This is a genomic window from Arcobacter acticola (genome assembly GCF_013177675.1).
In the GTDB taxonomy this organism is placed as follows: Bacteria; Campylobacterota; Campylobacteria; order Campylobacterales; family Arcobacteraceae; genus Aliarcobacter; species Aliarcobacter acticola.
Window position 1 is genome coordinate 2209085 of sequence record NZ_CP042652.1, and the last position, 19084, is coordinate 2228168.

The window sequence follows — 19084 nt, forward strand, 5'->3', positions numbered from 1 at the left end:
TATTGTACTCTTCTCATATTAGCTTAATGTTAGGATAAAGGATTATTTATCAAAGATTAAACTAAAACAATTACTTTCTTCATTTGATGTAACCTCAATTTTTATATTCATAGCATCACATAAACGCTTAACTATATCTAATCCTATTCCACTACTATTTTGTTCACTATAATTTCGATTAAAAATCTTATTAGTTTCATTAATTTCCGCACCACTATTTCTAATATGTAATATTTTATTTTTTTCATAAATACGTACATATCCATTGTGACGATTATATTTACAAGCATTAGAAATGATATTGTGTAACACTTCTTTTAAAGCATTGGGATTTGTGTCAATAATCAAAGAATTCTTTGAAATATCAAATGTTATATTAGGATAACTAGGCTCATGAAGATGAACGACTTCTTGAACAATATCAAATATATTTACAGATATGATTTGAAAAGTTCTTTTTTCAAGTAAAACAGTTAAGTTTTCATGTAATTCTGTAACAGTATTTATACTTTTATTTAATCTCTCAATAGCTTTGATATTCTTTATTTGCGGATCTTTTTCAAGTAATTTAATATTTAATTTCATAGCAGTGAAAGGTGTATTTAAATCATGAATTAAATCTTTTGCAAATTTATCTAAAGTTTCAATACTTTCTTTTAGAGGTTTTAAAGAACTTTTTGCCAAATAAAAACTAAGTGTTGCAAAGATAAATAGCAATAAAAGTTGAACAGCTATAACTCTTAATAGTAATTCATAAACTTCATTATTAAAATTTTCATCTGATTTAAAAACTTGAAGATATGGTTCATTATTTGACATGGGAATAAGCTTTGTAAATTCTTTTCCTATTTTCTCAAAGTTCCTAATATCTATATATTTGTTATTAGTATCAACAAATTTATGATGATATTCACTAGAATAAGTATTGCTGCTATCCCCTATTTTAATATAACGAGCGTAGGTAATTAAAGAAAAATCTTCTGCTTTTAAATACCCTTCTTTCATTTGTTGAAAATAAAAAAATCCAGCAATTAAAATAAGTAAGGCAACACTAAAAAAATAAGTAATAAAAAACTTTAGAAAAGCATTTCTTTCATGACGATGCAAAACGATATCCTATTCCTTTTATTGTTGCAATTGGTAAGCCAATTTTACGTAAATTAGTAATATGCACACGAAGAGCTCCTTCGCTTATATCTTTAAAATCATCTAAAGAGTCAATTAGAAAATCTTTTGTCAAAGTAGTATTTATATTTTTAAAAAACAATAAAACAAGCTTTAATTCATAAGGAGTTAGAGGAATAAAAATATCTGATTTATAAAGTTCATTTTTTTCTATAAAAAAATGAAAATCATCAAGAGTAAGTTCATTACTATAAGTATGATACTGCTTTTTTAAAATAGCATTTATTCGAATAAGTAACTCATCAAAATCAAAAGGTTTTTTTATATAGTCATCTGCTCCAACATCAAAGCCTTTTGATAAAGATGCAATATCAGTAAGTGCTGTAAGAAATATTGCAGGAGTTTTATCACCACTATCTCTTAAACTTTTTAAAAGCTCAAAACCATTAAACAAAGGAACATTAACATCTAGTAGTAATAAATCGAATTTTTGTAAAAATGTTTCATCCAAAGCTTTTTGAGAATTAAGCACATGAACAATATCAAAGTTTTCACTTTCTAAAAGCTCAATAAGAGATTCTGCTAACATATGATCATCTTCTAGTAATAGTAATTTTATCATAAAGAATAATATCTAAATTAGTTCTTATTGAGTTTAAAATTTATAGCTAGATACAAATATTTTCTGAATAAATATGTTGTGATAAAGATTTTATTATTTCTTATAGAAAATAGTGCTTTAAGTTTGGCACATCAATTAAAAATTTAGGAATTTATAAATCATAAAAAACATTTATATTTTAACTATCAAATAAATTTTAAAAAATAAATACTTGTATACGAAAACTAACTTTATATTTTCCGACATCTAACGAAAAACATATTTCTTGGTTTTCGTATATTTTTGGAAATTTAAAATATGAAAAAATTTCTGGGTATCGGAAAACAGATGTTTTAAAATCTTAATTTAAAAAACTGCAAGCAATTAATTTAGATTAATACTACATAAAGATATTTATAATCTCTCATTTGCTTTTTTATAAACTTCCATATCATTTCTTTTTCCAATGGCAATAGTGTAAATTAATAATTCATCATCTTGAATTTCATAAACAATTCTAACTCTCTTTTTTGCTACATATACTTTTTTAAATCCACTTAGGTTCATATTATTTTTATTTCCAAGAGGAAGTCCAAGTTGAGGAGAAATTTGAATTTGCTTTAATTTTTTGAATACTTGAATTTGAAGTGCATTATCAAGTTCTTTTAAATCATCTTCAACTTTTGGATGTAATTGTAGTTCATACATTTTATAAAGAATTTGTATCTATGTTGAATTTTTTAGCCATATCATTTAAAGAAACATAATCAGACTTTGAAGTATTAATTCTGCTTTGAACTATTTCATATATTTCTTTATGTTCAATATTATTCATTAGCTCTTCAATCTCTTTTAATCTCTCATATTCCTGTGTTGAAATAACAACAGCTTCAAGCTTATTGTTTTTTAGAATACCGACTTTTTCTAAACTATGTTCTTTTAAATTTCCAAGAATTTTACTTATTGATTTTGTAAAGTCTGTAATTGATAATAATTCATTTTGTGTATAACTTACCATTTTATTAACTCCTATATTCTATGGTTTATATTATAGCTAATTTAATAGTGAATTTACAAATAAATATTTTCAAGTTTAAAAAAAAGTTAACTAAGATTAATACAATTTATTCTGAAATATTAACATTTTTTTTATTGATATTGAACTCTAAAAGTATACTTAGCAAAACCTTTTTACGGTAATTATTACGGTATTTTAATTTTTAATTAAATAACTAATTAATTTTTTCATTTAATATTTTAATTTCATTATTAATAGGATTTTGAATATTCTCAGCCTTTGCAATCTCTTCTTCTTCAACACCCTCTTTTAATGCATTTTTAAAATTTTTAATACCGCTTCCCAATCCCTTTGCAAGTTCAGGAATCTTTTTACCAAAAAGCAAAAGTATTACTATAAAAATCACTGCTAATTCCATACCACTTGGCGCACTAAACATATTTACTCTCCTATTGACTTTTTTGAAAGTATAACTTTTTTATTGAAGAATTAATCAATTATATTAATAAATCGTTTCTTTTATTTTTTTAAAGTATTTTTTTACAAAGTATAAAAGATCATATAACAGTTTTTGAAATATACAATCAAAAAATTTGTTAACTAATTCCTTTATTTTTAGTTCTTTTATTATATTATAGCGCACATGAAGAACAATTTTATAGCTCAAATACAAAACTTAAGCCTTGATTTCAAAGGTAAAAAACTATTTAAGAACCTAAACTTTAATATATTGGAAAATAAAAGTACCGCCCTACTTGGAAGTTCAGGAGTTGGAAAATCAACCCTGCTTAGATGTATAGCTGATCTTGAGATTGAGAATATCACAGATGGAAAAATAATATTAAAAGAAGGTACAAACATCGCTTGGCTTAGTCAAGAAAACTCACTTTTCCCTTGGCTTAGTATTTTGGATAATGTTCAACTATATCATCATCTAAAAGGAACTAAGACAAATCAAACTTTACAAAAAGCAGAAGAGCTTTTAAGCCAAGTAAATATGTCTGACCACCTAAATAAAAAAACCTATGAGCTTTCAGGTGGACAAAAACAAAGAGTTGCACTAGCTAGAACTCTTATGCAAGATGCAAATCTTATTTTGATGGATGAACCTTTTTCAGCCTTAGATGCAATTACAAAAATGCAACTACAAGATTTGACTTGTCATTTATTAAAAGATAAAACGGTAGTACTTGTGACCCATGATCCACAAGAAGCTATAAAACTAGCAAATCATATTTATATTTTAAAAAACCAACCTGTTGTTTTTGAAGAAGTTGCCTCTTTACAAGGAGCTTTACCTCATCAACTATCAAATGAAAAATTATGGAATTTGCAAGAAGAGTTAATATCAAAACTTCAAGAACAAAACAAAGAAAGTCAAATATGAAAAAAGTTTTAATAATATTACTTCCTATAGTATTTTTATTTATTTTGTGGCAAAGCATTATTGTGATTTTTGATTTACCTCACTATATAATGCCAAAACCAAAAGATGTATTTTTCCAACTAATCAATCAACATAGCTTACTTTGGGAACATACACAAACTACACTTTTAGAGATAATAATAGGAATAATTCTTGGTTGTATTTTTGGTTTGGGTTCTGCTTTTACTCTGCTTTATTTTAAAAAAATTGAGAAATATTTACTTCCATTACTTGTAATTTCACAAGCAATTCCTGTATTTGCAATAGCGCCTCTTTTGGTTTTATGGTTTGGTTATGGTATGGCTTCAAAAATAGTTATGACAGTGATTATTATATATTTTCCAATTACCACTGCTTGTTATGATGGCCTTAAAAACACACCAAAACAGTGGCTTCAACTTGCACATACATATAAGCTATCTGCTTTACAGACTTTATTAAAAGTACGCTTTAGAGCAAGTTTACCTTCTTTGGCTTCTGGACTTAAAATTGCAGTTTGTATAGCACCCATTGGAGCAGTTATTGGGGAATGGGTTGGATCTTCAAAAGGACTTGGTTATCTTATGTTACATGCAAATGCAAGAATGCAAATTGATTTGATGTTTTCTGCACTTTTTATACTAATTGTAATGACTTTAAGTATTTATTTTTTAACTGATTATTTAACAAAAAAGTTTATTCCTTGGGCTTCACATTTACATTAAATTGACTTAAATTCTTTTTTCAGATAAGATTTATTTTTTAGTACATAGGGAGCTTATATATAGGCTGAGAGGAAGTTTTGAACTTCGACCTTTGAACCTGATCTAGGTAATGCTAGCGTAGGGATTTGTTTTTGCAAATGTATTTATATACTTCAAATTTTGTCTATCTTTATTTCAAGATAAACTCTCTTCTTATATTATAAGTTAAAAGGAGAGCAATGACTATTACACAAGATCTTATCAAAAATTCAAAGCCTCATTGGGATAATTATATTAAACATGAATTTGTACAAAAATTAGCTAATGGAACACTGGAACTTAAAAACTTTCAACACTATTTAATGCAAGATTATATTTATCTATTTCATTATTCAAGGGCATTTGCACTTGCTATGTACAAAAGTGATAATTTTGAGCAAATGGAGTTTTCAAGACAAGCTTTAAATTCTATCTTAGATGAAATTCAACTACATATAAATTATTGCAAAGAGTTTGGGATAGATGAAAAATCAATCCATGAACAAAAAGAATCACCTGCATGTGTTGCATACACTAGATATGTGCTTGATTGTGGGCTAAGTGGAGATTTAACCCAACTTTATGCAGCTGTAATCCCCTGCTTTCTTGGTTATGCAAAAGTAGCTGATTATATCACTCTTAACAACTTAAGCGTAGCAAATAATCCATATCAATCTTGGATAGATATGTACTCTTCAAAAGAGTATCAAGAAGCAGCAAATGATGCAACTGAGTTTTTTGAAGGACTATGCAAAGACTTATCAAAAAAACAAATGGGAAAAATACAAGATATTTTCACAACAGCCACTCGTATGGAAATATCTTTTTGGCAAATGGGTTTAGACCTATCGTAAAAAATAAAATAAAAAAGGAAAATAATGAAAAAAACAATATCAAAAATAACATTAAGTTTACTACTTTTAAGCTCAACTGCTTTTGCAGATAAAGAGAAAGTAAGCTTACTTTTAGACTGGTTCGTAAATCCAGATCATGCAGCTATCATAATAGCTCAACAAAAAGGTTTCTTTGAAAAGAACAATCTTGAAGTAGAGATTATGGAACCAGCGGATCCTACAATGCCTCCAAAACTAGTAGCTGCAAAAAAAGCAGATTTAGCTGTTGATTATCAACCACAACTTCAAATGCAAGTGGCAGAAGGTTTACCATTAGTAAGAATTGCAACACTTGTAAACTCTCCACTTAATAGTTTAATCGTATTAAAAAATTCTGGTATAAATAAAATAGAAGATTTAAAAGGTAAAAAAGTAGGATATTCTGTAAGTGGATTTGAAACAGTTTTATTAGATGCTATGCTAAAATCTGCAAATTTATCTGAAAAAGATGTTGAACTTGTAAATGTAAACTTTTCATTATCTCCATCTTTGATGAGCAAACAAGTTGATGCAGTAATTGGAGCTTTTAGAAACTTTGAATTAAATCAATTAAAATTAGAGAAAGAAGAAGGAAAAGTATTTTTACCTGAAGATTATGGAGTTCCTAAATATGATGAACTAATAGTTGTTGCAAATAAAGATAATGTATCTCAAGTTAAATTTAAAAACTTTGTAAAATCTTTACAAGAAGCAACAAACTACTTAAAAGAAAATCCTAAAGAATCTTGGGAAGCTTTTATAAACTATAAACCAAAAGAGTTAGATAATGAACTAAATCGTCTTGCATGGGCTGATACTTTGCCATATTTAGCAGCAAATCCTGCTACTTTTGATAAAAAAGTTTATGAACAAATGGCTTTATTTATGAAACAAAATAAACTTGTCGAAACATTACCAAGTTTAGATGAGTATGCTCAAGAGATATTAAAGTAAAGAAAGTAGAGAATTAACTTTCTCTACTATTTTTTATTTAGAATTTATAACATCACTCATAAGTTTTATTGTTTTGTCAAAATATGGATTCCATGTAAGTCTTGCAAAATATTTTCCTTCTTCTTTTAATCCCCAAGCTGAATACCAAAGTTCATCTTCTTTTTCATTATAGATCTTATCTTGACCATTTTTGAACATTTTATATGAGCCATTTCTTCCATAAAAGAAATGATTTTTTTTAAATAATACTGATAGATGGGAAAAATTACCAATATGTTCTTCTGGAAGATAAGATGATAAAGAAGTGATTCTGTTGTCATTTGAGCTATTTTTTTTACCAAACCAAAGAAGTTGACTATTTGGGTTTTTAAAATTATTTGAAAAAATTGATACTATTTCTTCTGCCTTTATTACACTATCATCTTCACTAATTGTTACAAATACAGGTTTTGAAAAGCTCTTATTTTCTAATTCTTCTTGTACTCTTTGTAGGGATTTATAATATAGGTTTGAAGCATTCATTGATAATGATTCATATCGTAAAATATTTTGACTATTATCATTTTGAAACAACCAAGTTTTAAAATAAGTTCCAATTCCAGATAAAGGCAATAAAGTATCTTGATTTGATGCAAATCCAGGTGAAAAAAGCAATAATCCTGATATATCTTTTTCATTTTCTAAAGCATATGAAGTTACAAGATTAGCTCCTGTTGAAAATCCTCCAAGCCATAGTTCATCTACTTCTTTTTCTAATAATTTTATATGATGAGAAACAAGGTTTTCCCACTCTTCAAATTCTACATTTATTAAATCAGCAGGTTTACTGCCATGACCTGTTAATAATACTGTTCTAACTAAAAATCCATGAGAAACTAACTCTTGCGTTAAATCCTCAAAATAACCTGGAGAATCTCCAAGTCCATGAACAAGTAAAATTCCTTTTGATACATTTTGATTGATAGGTTTTCTTTCAAAAGGTGTATTTAAACTAAGTTCTAGATTTTGATTTTTGCTTAGAAAAACACGATTATCTTTTAGCCATTGTTTATTTTCATTTACATATTCTGAAAAATTTTGTTGATTATAATTTGGCAGAGATTTTGAAGATACATACAAAGGATTGTTTTCATTAGCAAAACAAAAGTTTATAAGTAATAATAGTAATAAAATATGTCTATTCATTTTTATAGTTTTGATACTCATAGAGTATCGCAATTTAACACAACCATAAAACAAGCACCCTTATATGTTTTACCTTCATATTCAAATTCTTCATTTGAAACGCTGATTGTTCCATCATGTCTTTCTCTAATAATTTTATCTGCCATTGCTAAACCTAATCCTGTTCCTCTTGATTGATGTTTAGAAGTAAAATATGGTTCAAAAACTCTATTTATAATATCATCAGGAATCCCACCACCTGAATCTTTAAAAGTTATGACTACTTGAGAAGTACTCTTTTTATAAGCATCAATAAAAATAAGTCTATCCTCTTCATTTGAAACGCTCTCTTTTAAAATATCTTTTGAATTATTAAGTATATTACTCAACTTTCGCACATAGATTCCAGTAAATAAATGAACCAGAGTTGAATAATAAAGCCCATAAATAGGCACTTTTTAGTATAATTTCATAACGACAATCAACTATACAAAGGTGTTTTTATGGGACTTGACAATTATATTCAAACTGCTATGAGAAGCATATTAAAAAACCCAATTCTTGAAGTATTATCAGAAATAAAAATTACAAAAATACTTAAACAAAGTAACTTTGTAAAAAGAGAAGTTGGTTATCCTCCTTTTCAAATTATCTTACATTTTGTTTATATGCTAATTATGAATAAAAGACAATCAGCTTTTATAAAAAACAGTGAGAATGCATTTGGTAAAGACGCCTATTACAGATTCATTAAAGAGAGTCGTTATAACTGGCGAAAGTTTTTGATACTAAGTGCTGCTGCACTTTTGCAAAGAATAAAACTATTACATAAAAATGGTGAACACCGCTTGCTTATTATTGACGATACAGTAGAACCCAAAAGAGGGAAATTCATTGAAGGAAGTTGTAAATATGTTTGGAGTAATAAAGAGCATAAAAGTATCAATGCATTAAACATTGTATCTTTAAATTATGCAGACTCACACTCAACTTTTCAAGTTGATTTTTCTATAAAGATGAATGATAGTAAAAGAAAAGAGATATCAGAATTTACAAGTAAACTCCATCATAGAAGTAATTCATATCAAAGAAAAAGTGAGATAATAAAAAGTAAAAACACACTTGCTATAGAGATGCTTGAAAGAGCCTTGAATAACGGAGTTGAAGCAGATTATCTATTGGTTGACAGTTGGTACGCTAAACCAAACTTTATAGAAAAAGCTAATGAGCTCGGTATGCCTGTAATTTCAAGACTTCCAAATAATAAACTCATTTGGAACTTTAAAGGCAAACATAAAACAATGAATGCAATCTATGAGAGTTTAAAAAACTCTCGTCATAAAAGCGGCGGACAGCATGGCAAAATATCTTACAAATACTTTGATGCAATTATAGAGCATGCAGTTTTAGGTAAGATTAAACTCGTATTTTTGCACACAGGCAAAGACTTGTTAGTTTTTATCTCAACTGATATAACTATCGCAGGTAAAGAGATAATAGCTACTTACAAAAAGAGATGGAATATTGAACAAGGTTATAAAGATTTACGAAACCTTTTTGGTTTAGGAAAAGAAGAGAATCGAATCTATGAAGCACTTATTGCGAAAATAACTCTTTCAATGTTTACCTACAATATTGTAAGCTATATCAATCGCATAAAGCATGAGCCACAAACACTAGGAGAACTTTTTAGAGATTTAGAGTGTGAACTTGAAACACTGGCAATTTCAATGCAACTGTTTATTCAAATATTGACAAAAATTAGTGAAATTCAAAATGTTGTCAAGGATAATAAAGATTTACTCAACATTATCGCTGTGTTAAGTGCTTACACTAAAAAAGAACTTGGTTTTATGTGCGAAAGTTGAGTATATTAATAAAAGCTTCACTTAATTCATTTATACTACCATCTATTAAAAGATTATCTTCAATCTTTTTAATTAATCTTATATTGTTATTCTTAATTGTTGCATCCATTAAAGCTAAAGTATAATTAAACACTTTATCGATTTTGATAATTTTATGATCTTTATCATCTTTAAAAAAATCTCTAAAGTTATCGATTGTGCTAGAGAGATAGTTAGCCTGTTGAATTACAAGATTAGAATACTCTTTTATTTGCTCCTTAGAAATTTCCATATCTAATTCAGCTTCCAAGTTTAAACCACTTGCGCTTGTTGTTATTACACTTAAAGGTTGTCTCCATTGATGGGCAATATTTCCTATCATCTCACCCATTGAAGCTAATTTAGATTGTTTTTCTAAAAGTTTAATAGATGATGTGTCTTTGATTATAAAAAGTAATGTTTGCTTATTAGGAAGAAGTGAAATAGAAATATGCACTGTAATTGTTTTATTATTCTTTGTTATAAAATCTTTTTCAAAATTTTCAACATGTCCTACGACTATTGCATCTTGTATTATTTTTATAATTTTTTCTCGATTTTTAGATACTGTGAATTCATAAAAGTTTTTACTCAATAACTCTTTTCCCTTATAACCTAAAAGATTTTTAAAGGAATCATTAAATTTTAATAAGTTTCCTTCTAAATCACTTATTACAATACCATCTTGTGCATATTTAAAAATAGCTTCAAATTCCTCTTTTTTATTTAAAATAAGCTTTTGAATATTCTCCTTTTGGGTTACATCAATTCCTATTGTTGCAAAATAATTCATACTTCCATCTTCTTTTAGAACTAAGGTATTTGACCACTCAAAAACTCTTTCTTCTTTATCTTTTGAAACCCAAATATTTTTAAAAGATTTTATAATATGACCTTTTTTTGCTTCTTCTACAAGATCCAATACTTTTTCTTTTTGACTTTCAGGCAAAAATCTTGACCAAAAATATGGCTCACTAGCTATCTGCTCTTGAGTATATCCTGTAAACTCTTGGGCATATTTATTAACCCTAATCATTCTGCCTTCATTATCAATTACTGCAATAACAGAGTTTGCATTATCAATAATAGTTGAAATAAAATCTCTTTCAGATATGATTTTTTGTTCTAATTCTTTTTGCTTTGTGATATCTCTAAAAGTTACATAAAGATAATTTTTATTTAAAATATTAATCGTAACAGCATTTACATGAACATCTATTATTGTGCCATCTTTTAGTCTATGCTTTGATTCAAACTGATCCCAACCACGCTTTATAATATTTTCTTGAGTCTCTTTTATTTTCTCTTCATCGTGGGAAGCTTCAATATTTATTATTTTTAAATCCAAAAATTCATCTTTTGTATATCCATACAATTGAGTAGCTCTTTGATTTACATCTGAAAAATTTCCACTTTCTGTATCAAGAAGTACTATTGAATCTAAAGAATAATTGTATATTGAATTAAATTTGATATTTGCTTTCTCAATTTCTTCTTGATATTTCTTTCTCTCATCAATATCTGTATGAGTTCCAATAAGTCTTAAAGGATTTCCCTCTTTATCTTTTTTAACAATAACACCCCTATCAAGTATCCACTTATATGAGCCATCTTTACATAATACCCTATGCTCATTTTGATAACTTTCTACTTTCCCTTCCATGTGAGCAGTAAGATCTTTATATACTTGTTTTAAGTCATCTGGATGTACCTTATTCTCCCATTCTTCAATGGAATCTTTTATTTCATGTTCTTCAAAACCAAGCATATTTTTCCATCTTGGAGAAAAATAAACTTCATTTGTTTGAGCATTCCAGTCCCATAATCCATCACCACTTCCATCAACTGCAAACTTCCATCTAAATTCACTATCTTCCAAAAGAGTTTTTTGTTTTACAAGATCTGCTGTTTGAATTTTAAGTTCATTTTCTAATTCTTTATTATAGTTTTCTAATATCTCTTTATTTTTAGCAAAAAGTTTTTCATATCTATAAGCCATTAAAGCGATTAAAAAAGAGATTAGTGTAATTAGTGCATATATCATATTATCTCAATTAATTATTTATACTATTTTTTTCAAGAGTAAAAATCCATTTACCATTTGGCACATTTATATCAAACTCTAGGGTATCTTTACCTTTAAAGTTTTTACTTTTTGCAAATAAAGGCCTTTTTTCTTTATCAGGATCAAAACCTTCAAGTTGATATTCAAAGCCATTATCTTTAATTTTTTCTTCAAGAGATTTCATAATAGAATCAACATAAATTATAACTGTAGAAAATCCCCAAAATTTCTCTTTATCATCTAAAGTTTCAAAAATAGGTTTTCTAGCTATCAAAGCATATTTATCATTTTGAATTAATTTAATTGGACCTACGAAAGTTATTCCTTTTTTTTCAATAGCTAATAATGCACCATCATCACGTCTTTTATCTTTTAAAAGATCATGTCCCATAGCACTTTTATTCTCTTCATAAGGGTAAATACTTGATACAACACCATCTTTTGCTAACTGTAAACAAGCTATAGAATCTTTTTCTTTCATAAGCTCTTTTGCCCATTTATCAAAATCTTTTGGATTATAATTATTTTGTTTTAATATAAGTATTTGAGAATCAACGGCTGTTATACCTTGTGAAATTTTTGTTTGAATTTCATTTACAATATTTTGTACCAATAAATTTGCTTTTTCAGAAGTTTTATTTTCTTCTTTTTCTTCATAAAACATATAAAAACTTATTAAAGTTATAAATACAAAAACAAAAGTAAATACAGAAGCGATTATTGGTTTCTTATCTTTAAAAGTATTATTCATCAATTATCCTTATAAAAAATTATAACTTTTTATTTGTTAAAAAGCACTCTTTTTCATAGGTTTTTTATCAATTTATTCATTTATAATATTGCTAAATTAATAATCAAAAAATGTAAAACTAAGATATTTTTTCATTATCACCTTATTTATACAATATTAGCTCTAAATAATTATTTTTTTAGAATTAAATGATAAAATATGGAAATTTTAAAATATAAAAAATTAAGAGTAATCTATGTTCAAATTTATCTTTTTATTAAGTCTTTTCCATTTGTATCTTTTTAGTGAAACTAGAACTCTAACATTCGCTCCTTTAGTAACAAAGGATATAGAAGAAATAAATACTCAATTTTTACCAATGATTAAATATCTAGAAAAAAAATTAAATGTTAAAATCCAAATAGATTATAATAGTGATTATGATGCTTTACTAGAAAAGTTTATAAATGGAAAAATAGATATGGCATATTTAGGTCCATTGCCATATTTGACTTTAGAAGAAAAATACCCAAATACAATGCCTTTGGTTAATTTTAAAAATGAAAAAGGTGAAGTCTCATATACTTGTTCTTTTGTAAGTTTTATTTCTACAGAAGGTTCTATTGAAAATATGACTAATACAAAGATTGCATTAACTCAACCTCTTTCTACTTGTGGATATTTATTTGTTAATGATGTACTAAATAATTCAAATACAAATATTGAAAAAAATAAATATAAATATTTAGATAGACATGATGAAGTAGCATTAAGTGTGATTAGAGATGAGTTTAAATATGGTGGCTTAAAAACTGATATTGCTCAAGGATTTACTCATTTAGGATTAAAAGAAATAGTTCGTTCCAAAGAGATACCAAGTTTTGTATTAGTAGGTAATTCAAAAACTTTAGAGAATAATATGCTTACAAATATCAAAAACAGTATGTTATTTGTAGAAGAAAAAGAATTATCATCTTGGCATAAAAGTATGAAATTTGGAACAAAAGAAATAAACAATGCAGATTATGATTATCTTCGCAATCTCATAAAATCAACAAAAATATCATATGAAAGTAATTTTTGATGAAATATATAATAAATAATATTTATCAGTTTTTTATAGTTCTTATTCTTTTTACAGGAATTCTTGCCTTAGTTTTTATAAATCATTATAAAAAAAGCAATGAAAAAGAATATCTTAATGAAAATATATCAACCCTTGGTATCTCTTATCAATCAAGTATTGATAAGTATCGTTTATTATCAAAATACATTTTTAATGAATCAATTAATAATGAATTAGTACTTTCTCTTTTTGAAAAAGGAATTAATTCAACAGATGATGAAAAAAAGTTATATAAAGGTTTATTATTTAGAGAACTACATCCTTTATACTTAAAATTAAAGGAAGAAGGAATAAGGCAACTACATTTTCATACAAAAGATAATAAAAGTTATATAAGATTTCATCAACCTGATAAATATGAAGATGATTTATCACTAGTAAGAAAAACTGTTAAATTTGTAAATGATGAAAATAAAGCAATAACGAGTTTTGAATCAGGGAAAGTTATATCAGGATTTAGAAATGTTTTTCCTATAAATTTTAGAAATGAACATATAGGAAGTGTTGAAATTAGTATTTCAACAAGAATGATGGTTGAATCTATTTCAGATTTAGATTCAAGAAAAGAATATTCTATTATTCTAAATAAGGATATTGTATTTGATAAATTATTTAAAAGTCAAAGCTTCTTATATGAAGAGTCAGTACTTAATTCTGATTTTGTAATTGAAGATATAAATTCTTCTTTGCCCGATTCACCAAAAACACTTAGCGATATCGCAAAAAGAATTAATGATAAATTGCATAATAATAAACAATTAAAAGAAGCAATGAGACAAGGTGAAAAATATGCAGTATTTGTAAAACTTGATGATATTTATTATGATGTAACACTTATTCCTATGCCTGGTATTAGCAAAAAGATTGAAGGTTATTTAATTGGATATCAAAAAAGTATAAATATACCAATCATGATGTCTTTTGAATTATATGCTTATTCTCTAATAATATTAGTAATGATAATTTTCATATCAATGCTACTAATAATACAAAGAAAAACAATGATATTAGAGAACGAAAGAAAGTGGTTTAAATCTATAACTGATAATTTGGTCGAAGGATTATATGTTATGGATTCTAATGCTAAAATCAACTATATCAATCCTAATGCTTGTAAAATTTTAGGATATAAAGAAGAAGAAATTTTAGGAAAAAATGCCCATACTCTTTTTCATTCCCATTATCTCAATGATAATATGAAACAAGAAGATTGCACTATATTCAAAGGAGTAATGAAAAATAAATATTTTACTTCAAAGAAAGAATATTTTAAAAATGCTAAAGGTGAAAATATTCCTGTTGCAGTAAATAGTAAATTGGCTTTATCTTCAAATAGAGGAATGGAGATAGTTACTTCTTTTTCTGATATAAGTATTCAAAAAGAGCTTGAAGATAAAAGTAATCTATTAATTAAAGCTCTTGAATCAAGTATAAATTGCATTGTTATAACAGATAAAGATGCTTATGTACAATGGGCTAATCCAGCTTTTGAAGAATTAACAGGATTTAAAATAAGTGAAATTATAGGTAAAAACCCTAAAGAATTTATCTCTTCAAAAAAACAAACAAAAGAGTTCTATGAACAAATGTGGGGAACTATTTTAAATAAAAAACCTTGGAAAGGTGAAATTATTAATAAAAAGAAAGATGGAACATTATATGATGAAGAATTAATAATAACTCCAGTTCTTGATGAAAATGAAGAAATAACAAATTTTATTGCTATAAAACAAGATATAACTCATCGTAAACTTCTTGCTTTAGAAAAAGAAGAGAAAGATAAAATATTTTTCCAACAATCAAAACTTGCAGCAATGGGAGAAATGTTAGGAAATATAGCTCACCAATGGAGACAACCATTATCTGCAATTTCAACAGCTTCTACGGGTATAAAGTTACAAAAAGAGATGAATTGTTTAAGTGATGAAGATTTTAATTATGCAATGAATACTATTAACAATTCTGCACAACATCTTTCTTCTACAATTGATGATTTTAGAGGTTTTTTTGACCCGAACAATGATAAAAAGAAATATTTTTACTTTCTGGGATGATTGATAAGGTTTTTAATATCATAGGTCAACAATTTATAACTCAAGATATTGAAATTATAAAAAACATAGAAGATATAACTATTTTATCTTTAGAAAATGAATTAATACAAGTTCTTTTAAATATATTAAATAATGTGAAAGATGCATTACTTAAGTTAAAAGATGAAAAAAGATTAATTTTTATAAATGCATATACTAAAGATAAATTCATAGTAATAGAAATAAAAGATAATGCAAAAGGAATAAAAGAAGAGATTATAGATAGAATTTTTGAACCTTACTTCACTACAAAACATCAATCCCAAGGTACAGGAATAGGATTATATATGAGTCAAAATATTGTTAAAAACTATTTAAATGGAACGTTAGATGTTTACAATGAAGATTATAAATATGAAGGTGTTGCATATACAGGAGCTAAGTTTATTATCATAATTTAAAATTTATAAAAACACTAAAGACTTAAAAGTCTTTAGTGTTAATTTAGTTTTTCACAAAGTTCTAATAAAGAGTTAACCCTAATAGTAGGCTCTATTTCCCAAGGATCAAAAATAGCTTCACTACTTCTTTGAATCCAAGCTGATTTCATTCCTGCTGAAATTGAACCTGTTACATCAAAAGAATTACTTGAAATCAACCAAGCTTCACCACCATTTACTTCTGCTGTTCTTAAAAAGTGTGCATAAGCTCCAGGTGAAGGTTTAAAAGTTTTAATATCATCAACACTTACAACACCTAAAAACAACTCTCTAACTCCTGCATGAATCAAAAGTTTTTCAACAGCTTCTTTTTTTCCATTTGAAAATGCAAATAATCTAAAGCCTTTTTCTTTTAACTTTGTTAATGCTTCTTTAACATCTGTAAATGCTGGTAATACTGCATAGATATTCATAAGCTCATTTTTTTGTTCACTTGAAAGTTCAAGCTTGTAAAATAAACAAGTATAATCTAAAGCCTGGGAAGTACAAACAGCAAAACTCACATAGTTTTGCATATGCCCTCTTCTAAATGAGTATTCAAGTTGTTTATCACGCCAAGTAGCTGAAAATGCTTTTGCTTTATCACCTATGAATATTTCTAATAAATCAACAACTCCATTAGTATCAATTAGTGTTCCATAAACATCAAAGGCAAGTGTTATGTTTTTCATGATATCTCCTTCGTTTTTTTCTATATAATTTTATTTATTTTTAGCCTTTTTAATCACCTCTATTATATCTTGTGGCTCACATCTTTTTGTATAATCTTCATCTATAAATGAAAATATAATCTCTTTATTTTTATTTATTACATAAGTTGCTGGCATTGGAATTTCATAAGAATCTTCTTTGTTATTTGCTGGAAGATTAATTCCAAAACTTAAATAAATTGGTCTTAGTTCTTCTGCTAGTGAAAATACAAGTCCATACTGTTTTGCTATTACATTTGAATTATCACTTAATACTTCAAATTCCAATTCATTTTTTTCTTTTGTAGCTAAACTTGCATCTGGACTTTGTGGTGAAACAGCAATTAATTTTGCACCTAAGGCTTTTAACTCTTCATTTCTTTCTTGTAATGCTTTTAATTCTAGATTACAATAAGCACACCATGTACCTCTATAAAAACTCACAACTGCAAAATCATTTTCTTCTAAAGTTTTAAATAATGAAACTTCATTTCCTAGGGCATTTGGTAATTTAATTTCTTTTGCAGTTGAGCCAACAGTTAGTGCGTTTTTGCTAAGACTTGAATTCTCTAGTTTTTTTGTAGCTTCTAACATCATTTCTTGAATTTCTTTTGGAGCTTTTTGTTTAAATGCTTCTTTATATTTATTTATCTCATCTATTAATCTTGACATTTTATTTCCTTTTATATTTTGTTTAATTTCTCTAATATGTTATAGAACAATTATTCTATAATATATAAAAAAAATTTATCTAATCATACTTAGTAAATTTTTAATTATAAGCCGACTATCTTCTTTTGAAGAATTATATTTTCCATGAACATGAAAACCATGAATAAAAGTCTCAATAGTAAGAGCCATTGCTTTTACATCTCCACTAAAATCACCATCTTTTTTCGCTTGTGTAAGATTTTCTTCCATTCCTAAACGAACATTATTAAAATACTCTTTTGTGATATTGTATGTTTCTTCAGTTACAAAATCTTTTTCTCTCATAGTATTTGAAAACAAACAACCTTTAAAATCTTTTTTAAAAGTAAAACTTTCAAAGAAAAGTTCAATTCCTTTTTTACCAGGATTATTTTTTAAAATAGTAAGTTTTTGAGCTGATAATTTTGAATAATAATTCTCAAGGGCATCTTTAAACAAACCTTCTTTATCTGTAAATAAAGAGTACATGGTTCTGCGATTTAATCCTGTATATGAAACTAATTCAGCCATAGATACACCTTCGTATCCTTTTTGCCAAAATATTTCCATAGCACTATCTAGTACTTTGTTTAAATCATATTCCACAGGTCTTGCCATTTTTTTCCCTTTTGTTTGTAAGATTATAGAACAATAATTCTATAATGTCAAGTTTAATGATTTTTGCTTCAAATTTCTATAAGTATGAAAACCTTTGAACAGCTTAAAAAAGAGAATCCAAAGGCTTATTTATTCTTATGAAAATCGTTTAATATTTGATAATGAAATTAAATGTGCAGTGATTAAAGGAATTGCATTTTTATTAAAAAGTTCTTCTTTTCTTTTTTTACTTAAATGTTTTAATTTTTCTTCATTTACTACATAAAAACCATTTATATTGTATTGTTCATCTTTTGAAACTATCACTTTTGCATTTTTTTCTTCTAGAAGTTCCCATTCATCTAATTGTTTTATAAAAGAAGATGTTTCTATTGAATCTTTTTGATATTGGTTTAAAAATCCTAAGATTCCATTTAAAAATTTACTATTATTTCCATCTTTATCAAATAGTTTTCTATTTTCATCTTTTTGTGTTTTGATTTTATAATCTTTTTCCACACCTAAAGTTAATTGTGATGATTTATTGTCTGTTACAAATATAAAAGGATATCTTCTAATATGAGCCGGAATATATTTATGTTTAGCCCAAATACCCTTTTCATCAACAAAAGTATTTTCTTTTTCTTTATAACCTAACATAACTGTAGCCATCCATGAGTTATTAGCATCTTTTACAAAAAAGATTGGATAATCTTTACATGATTCATAAAATTCTGAAATTGTTATTGGTGAATTCATCTGAGTTTTTGCAAAAGAGTAATCTTTAATTTCTTTAATTGATACATCTTTATCTGTAATTTTATTGATTGCTTCTAAATTGTTATACATGATTATGACTTCCTTATTACTATAAATTATTTTCTAC

21 protein-coding genes and 1 riboswitch are annotated in these 19084 nt (G+C 26.4%); of the genes, 8 read left to right on the forward strand and 13 right to left on the reverse strand.

All coding sequences use genetic code 11. From position 1 onward, the window contains the following. Positions 1-42: 42 nt before the first annotated feature. The 5 genes from AACT_RS11310 to AACT_RS11330 all read right to left on the reverse strand — a co-directional run bounded on the left by AACT_RS11310 (position 43) and on the right by AACT_RS11330 (position 3183). Positions 43-1107 carry a sensor histidine kinase gene (locus AACT_RS11310; RefSeq protein WP_172127007.1) on the reverse strand — a complete coding sequence of 355 codons (1065 nt, stop codon included), beginning with the start codon at positions 1105-1107 and terminating at the stop codon, positions 43-45. Continuing rightward, a complete protein-coding gene (locus tag AACT_RS11315) occupies positions 1094-1747 on the reverse strand; it encodes a response regulator transcription factor (protein WP_172127008.1) in 654 nt (217 codons plus the stop codon). Before AACT_RS11315 ends, AACT_RS11310 begins: the two co-directional genes overlap by 14 nt. A gap of 393 nt (positions 1748-2140) precedes the next feature. After that, the gene (locus tag AACT_RS11320) at positions 2141-2434 is read right to left on the reverse strand and encodes a type II toxin-antitoxin system RelE family toxin (protein ID WP_172127009.1); all 294 of its coding nucleotides are present in this window, start codon (positions 2432-2434) and stop codon (positions 2141-2143) included. A 1-nt stretch (position 2435) separates the two neighbouring features. Beyond that, entirely contained in the window at positions 2436-2744 is a 309-nt protein-coding gene (locus AACT_RS11325) for a hypothetical protein (protein WP_172127010.1), read from the reverse strand. A gap of 214 nt (positions 2745-2958) precedes the next feature. Then, complete coding sequence (locus AACT_RS11330; RefSeq protein WP_172127011.1) at positions 2959-3183, reverse strand: twin-arginine translocase TatA/TatE family subunit; 225 nt, start codon at positions 3181-3183, stop codon at positions 2959-2961. A gap of 204 nt (positions 3184-3387) precedes the next feature. Between AACT_RS11330 and AACT_RS11335 the strand changes: the two genes are divergently transcribed. From AACT_RS11335 to AACT_RS11350, 4 genes are all read left to right on the forward strand, one after another. After that, on the forward strand, positions 3388-4131 hold the full coding sequence (locus AACT_RS11335) for an ABC transporter ATP-binding protein (protein WP_172127012.1): 744 nt from the start codon (positions 3388-3390) through the stop codon (positions 4129-4131). Then, complete coding sequence (locus AACT_RS11340) at positions 4068-4874, forward strand: ABC transporter permease (protein WP_216658194.1); 807 nt, start codon at positions 4068-4070, stop codon at positions 4872-4874. Before AACT_RS11335 ends, AACT_RS11340 begins: the two co-directional genes overlap by 64 nt. A gap of 35 nt (positions 4875-4909) precedes the next feature. Next, a riboswitch (TPP riboswitch) is annotated at positions 4910-5015 on the forward strand. 77 nt (positions 5016-5092) lie between these two features. Then, a complete protein-coding gene (gene tenA, locus AACT_RS11345; protein WP_216658195.1) occupies positions 5093-5746 on the forward strand; it encodes a thiaminase II in 654 nt (217 codons plus the stop codon). A 24-nt stretch (positions 5747-5770) separates the two neighbouring features. Beyond that, positions 5771-6718 (forward strand): ABC transporter substrate-binding protein, encoded by a 948-nt coding sequence (locus AACT_RS11350; RefSeq protein ID WP_172127013.1) that lies wholly within the window; start codon positions 5771-5773, stop codon positions 6716-6718. Between the two features lie 33 nt (positions 6719-6751). On the opposite strand, the gene AACT_RS11355 is transcribed toward AACT_RS11350, so the two are convergent. Both AACT_RS11355 and AACT_RS11360 read right to left on the reverse strand, forming a co-directional pair. Beyond that, a complete protein-coding gene (locus AACT_RS11355; RefSeq protein ID WP_216658196.1) occupies positions 6752-7903 on the reverse strand; it encodes an alpha/beta hydrolase in 1152 nt (383 codons plus the stop codon). A 17-nt stretch (positions 7904-7920) separates the two neighbouring features. Next, on the reverse strand, positions 7921-8271 hold the full coding sequence (locus AACT_RS11360; RefSeq protein WP_172127015.1) for a sensor histidine kinase: 351 nt from the start codon (positions 8269-8271) through the stop codon (positions 7921-7923). A 114-nt stretch (positions 8272-8385) separates the two neighbouring features. Between AACT_RS11360 and AACT_RS11365 the strand changes: the two genes are divergently transcribed. After that, complete coding sequence (locus AACT_RS11365) at positions 8386-9750, forward strand: IS4 family transposase (RefSeq protein WP_172126292.1); 1365 nt, start codon at positions 8386-8388, stop codon at positions 9748-9750. Here the strand turns inward: AACT_RS11365 and AACT_RS11370 are convergent. Both AACT_RS11370 and AACT_RS11375 read right to left on the reverse strand, forming a co-directional pair. Continuing rightward, positions 9734-11812, reverse strand: coding sequence for a PAS domain-containing protein (locus AACT_RS11370; RefSeq protein ID WP_172127016.1), 2079 nt, complete (start codon positions 11810-11812; stop codon positions 9734-9736). The genes AACT_RS11365 and AACT_RS11370 overlap by 17 nt on opposite strands. Before the next feature lie 10 nt (positions 11813-11822). After that, entirely contained in the window at positions 11823-12584 is a 762-nt protein-coding gene (locus AACT_RS11375; RefSeq protein ID WP_172127017.1) for a CHASE domain-containing protein, read from the reverse strand. Positions 12585-12819: 235 nt separating this feature from the next. Here AACT_RS11375 and AACT_RS11380 point away from each other — a divergent pair, with 235 nt between their 5' ends. Genes AACT_RS11380 through AACT_RS11390 form a run of 3 tightly spaced genes read left to right on the forward strand, consistent with a single transcriptional unit; the run spans position 12820 to position 16183 of the window. Continuing rightward, positions 12820-13647: a PhnD/SsuA/transferrin family substrate-binding protein gene (locus tag AACT_RS11380; RefSeq protein ID WP_172127018.1), complete on the forward strand. Its 828-nt coding sequence runs from the start codon at positions 12820-12822 to the stop codon at positions 13645-13647. Further along, the gene (locus tag AACT_RS11385) at positions 13647-15743 is read left to right on the forward strand and encodes a PAS domain S-box protein (RefSeq protein ID WP_172127019.1); all 2097 of its coding nucleotides are present in this window, start codon (positions 13647-13649) and stop codon (positions 15741-15743) included. The genes AACT_RS11380 and AACT_RS11385 overlap by 1 nt, the downstream gene beginning before the upstream one ends. Then, positions 15740-16183 (forward strand): sensor histidine kinase, encoded by a 444-nt coding sequence (locus AACT_RS11390; RefSeq protein ID WP_172127020.1) that lies wholly within the window; start codon positions 15740-15742, stop codon positions 16181-16183. The genes AACT_RS11385 and AACT_RS11390 overlap by 4 nt, the downstream gene beginning before the upstream one ends. A 38-nt stretch (positions 16184-16221) precedes the next feature. Here AACT_RS11390 and AACT_RS11395 read toward each other — a convergent pair whose 3' ends face one another. The 4 genes from AACT_RS11395 to AACT_RS11410 all read right to left on the reverse strand — a co-directional run bounded on the left by AACT_RS11395 (position 16222) and on the right by AACT_RS11410 (position 19047). Next, complete coding sequence (locus AACT_RS11395; protein WP_172127021.1) at positions 16222-16893, reverse strand: haloacid dehalogenase type II; 672 nt, start codon at positions 16891-16893, stop codon at positions 16222-16224. 30 nt (positions 16894-16923) lie between these two features. Then, positions 16924-17583 carry a peroxiredoxin-like family protein gene (locus tag AACT_RS11400; protein WP_172127022.1) on the reverse strand — a complete coding sequence of 220 codons (660 nt, stop codon included), beginning with the start codon at positions 17581-17583 and terminating at the stop codon, positions 16924-16926. 75 nt (positions 17584-17658) lie between these two features. After that, positions 17659-18219: a TetR/AcrR family transcriptional regulator gene (locus AACT_RS11405; protein WP_172127023.1), complete on the reverse strand. Its 561-nt coding sequence runs from the start codon at positions 18217-18219 to the stop codon at positions 17659-17661. Between the two features lie 135 nt (positions 18220-18354). Then, positions 18355-19047, reverse strand: coding sequence for a SapC family protein (locus tag AACT_RS11410; RefSeq protein ID WP_172127024.1), 693 nt, complete (start codon positions 19045-19047; stop codon positions 18355-18357). Positions 19048-19084: the final 37 nt, after the last annotated feature.

Coding starts and splice junctions, on each gene's coding strand:
- AACT_RS11395 (WP_172127021.1), bottom strand. CDS start 16,893: ATGAAAAACATAACACTTGCCTTTGATGTTTATGGAACACTAATTGAT.
- AACT_RS11330 (WP_172127011.1), bottom strand. CDS start 3,183: ATGTTTAGTGCGCCAAGTGGTATGGAATTAGCAGTGATTTTTATAGTA.
- AACT_RS11340 (WP_216658194.1), top strand. CDS start 4,068: ATGGAATTTGCAAGAAGAGTTAATATCAAAACTTCAAGAACAAAACAA.
- AACT_RS11325 (WP_172127010.1), bottom strand. CDS start 2,744: ATGGTAAGTTATACACAAAATGAATTATTATCAATTACAGACTTTACA.
- AACT_RS11315 (WP_172127008.1), bottom strand. CDS start 1,747: ATGATAAAATTACTATTACTAGAAGATGATCATATGTTAGCAGAATCT.
- AACT_RS11350 (WP_172127013.1), top strand. CDS start 5,771: ATGAAAAAAACAATATCAAAAATAACATTAAGTTTACTACTTTTAAGC.
- AACT_RS11410 (WP_172127024.1), bottom strand. CDS start 19,047: ATGTATAACAATTTAGAAGCAATCAATAAAATTACAGATAAAGATGTA.
- AACT_RS11335 (WP_172127012.1), top strand. CDS start 3,388: ATGAAGAACAATTTTATAGCTCAAATACAAAACTTAAGCCTTGATTTC.
- AACT_RS11320 (WP_172127009.1), bottom strand. CDS start 2,434: ATGTATGAACTACAATTACATCCAAAAGTTGAAGATGATTTAAAAGAA.
- tenA (WP_216658195.1), top strand. CDS start 5,093: ATGACTATTACACAAGATCTTATCAAAAATTCAAAGCCTCATTGGGAT.
- AACT_RS11370 (WP_172127016.1), bottom strand. CDS start 11,812: ATGATATATGCACTAATTACACTAATCTCTTTTTTAATCGCTTTAATG.
- AACT_RS11375 (WP_172127017.1), bottom strand. CDS start 12,584: ATGAATAATACTTTTAAAGATAAGAAACCAATAATCGCTTCTGTATTT.
- AACT_RS11385 (WP_172127019.1), top strand. CDS start 13,647: ATGAAATATATAATAAATAATATTTATCAGTTTTTTATAGTTCTTATT.
- AACT_RS11380 (WP_172127018.1), top strand. CDS start 12,820: ATGTTCAAATTTATCTTTTTATTAAGTCTTTTCCATTTGTATCTTTTT.
- AACT_RS11355 (WP_216658196.1), bottom strand. CDS start 7,903: ATGAATAGACATATTTTATTACTATTATTACTTATAAACTTTTGTTTT.
- AACT_RS11365 (WP_172126292.1), top strand. CDS start 8,386: ATGGGACTTGACAATTATATTCAAACTGCTATGAGAAGCATATTAAAA.
- AACT_RS11405 (WP_172127023.1), bottom strand. CDS start 18,219: ATGGCAAGACCTGTGGAATATGATTTAAACAAAGTACTAGATAGTGCT.
- AACT_RS11400 (WP_172127022.1), bottom strand. CDS start 17,583: ATGTCAAGATTAATAGATGAGATAAATAAATATAAAGAAGCATTTAAA.
- AACT_RS11390 (WP_172127020.1), top strand. CDS start 15,740: ATGATTGATAAGGTTTTTAATATCATAGGTCAACAATTTATAACTCAA.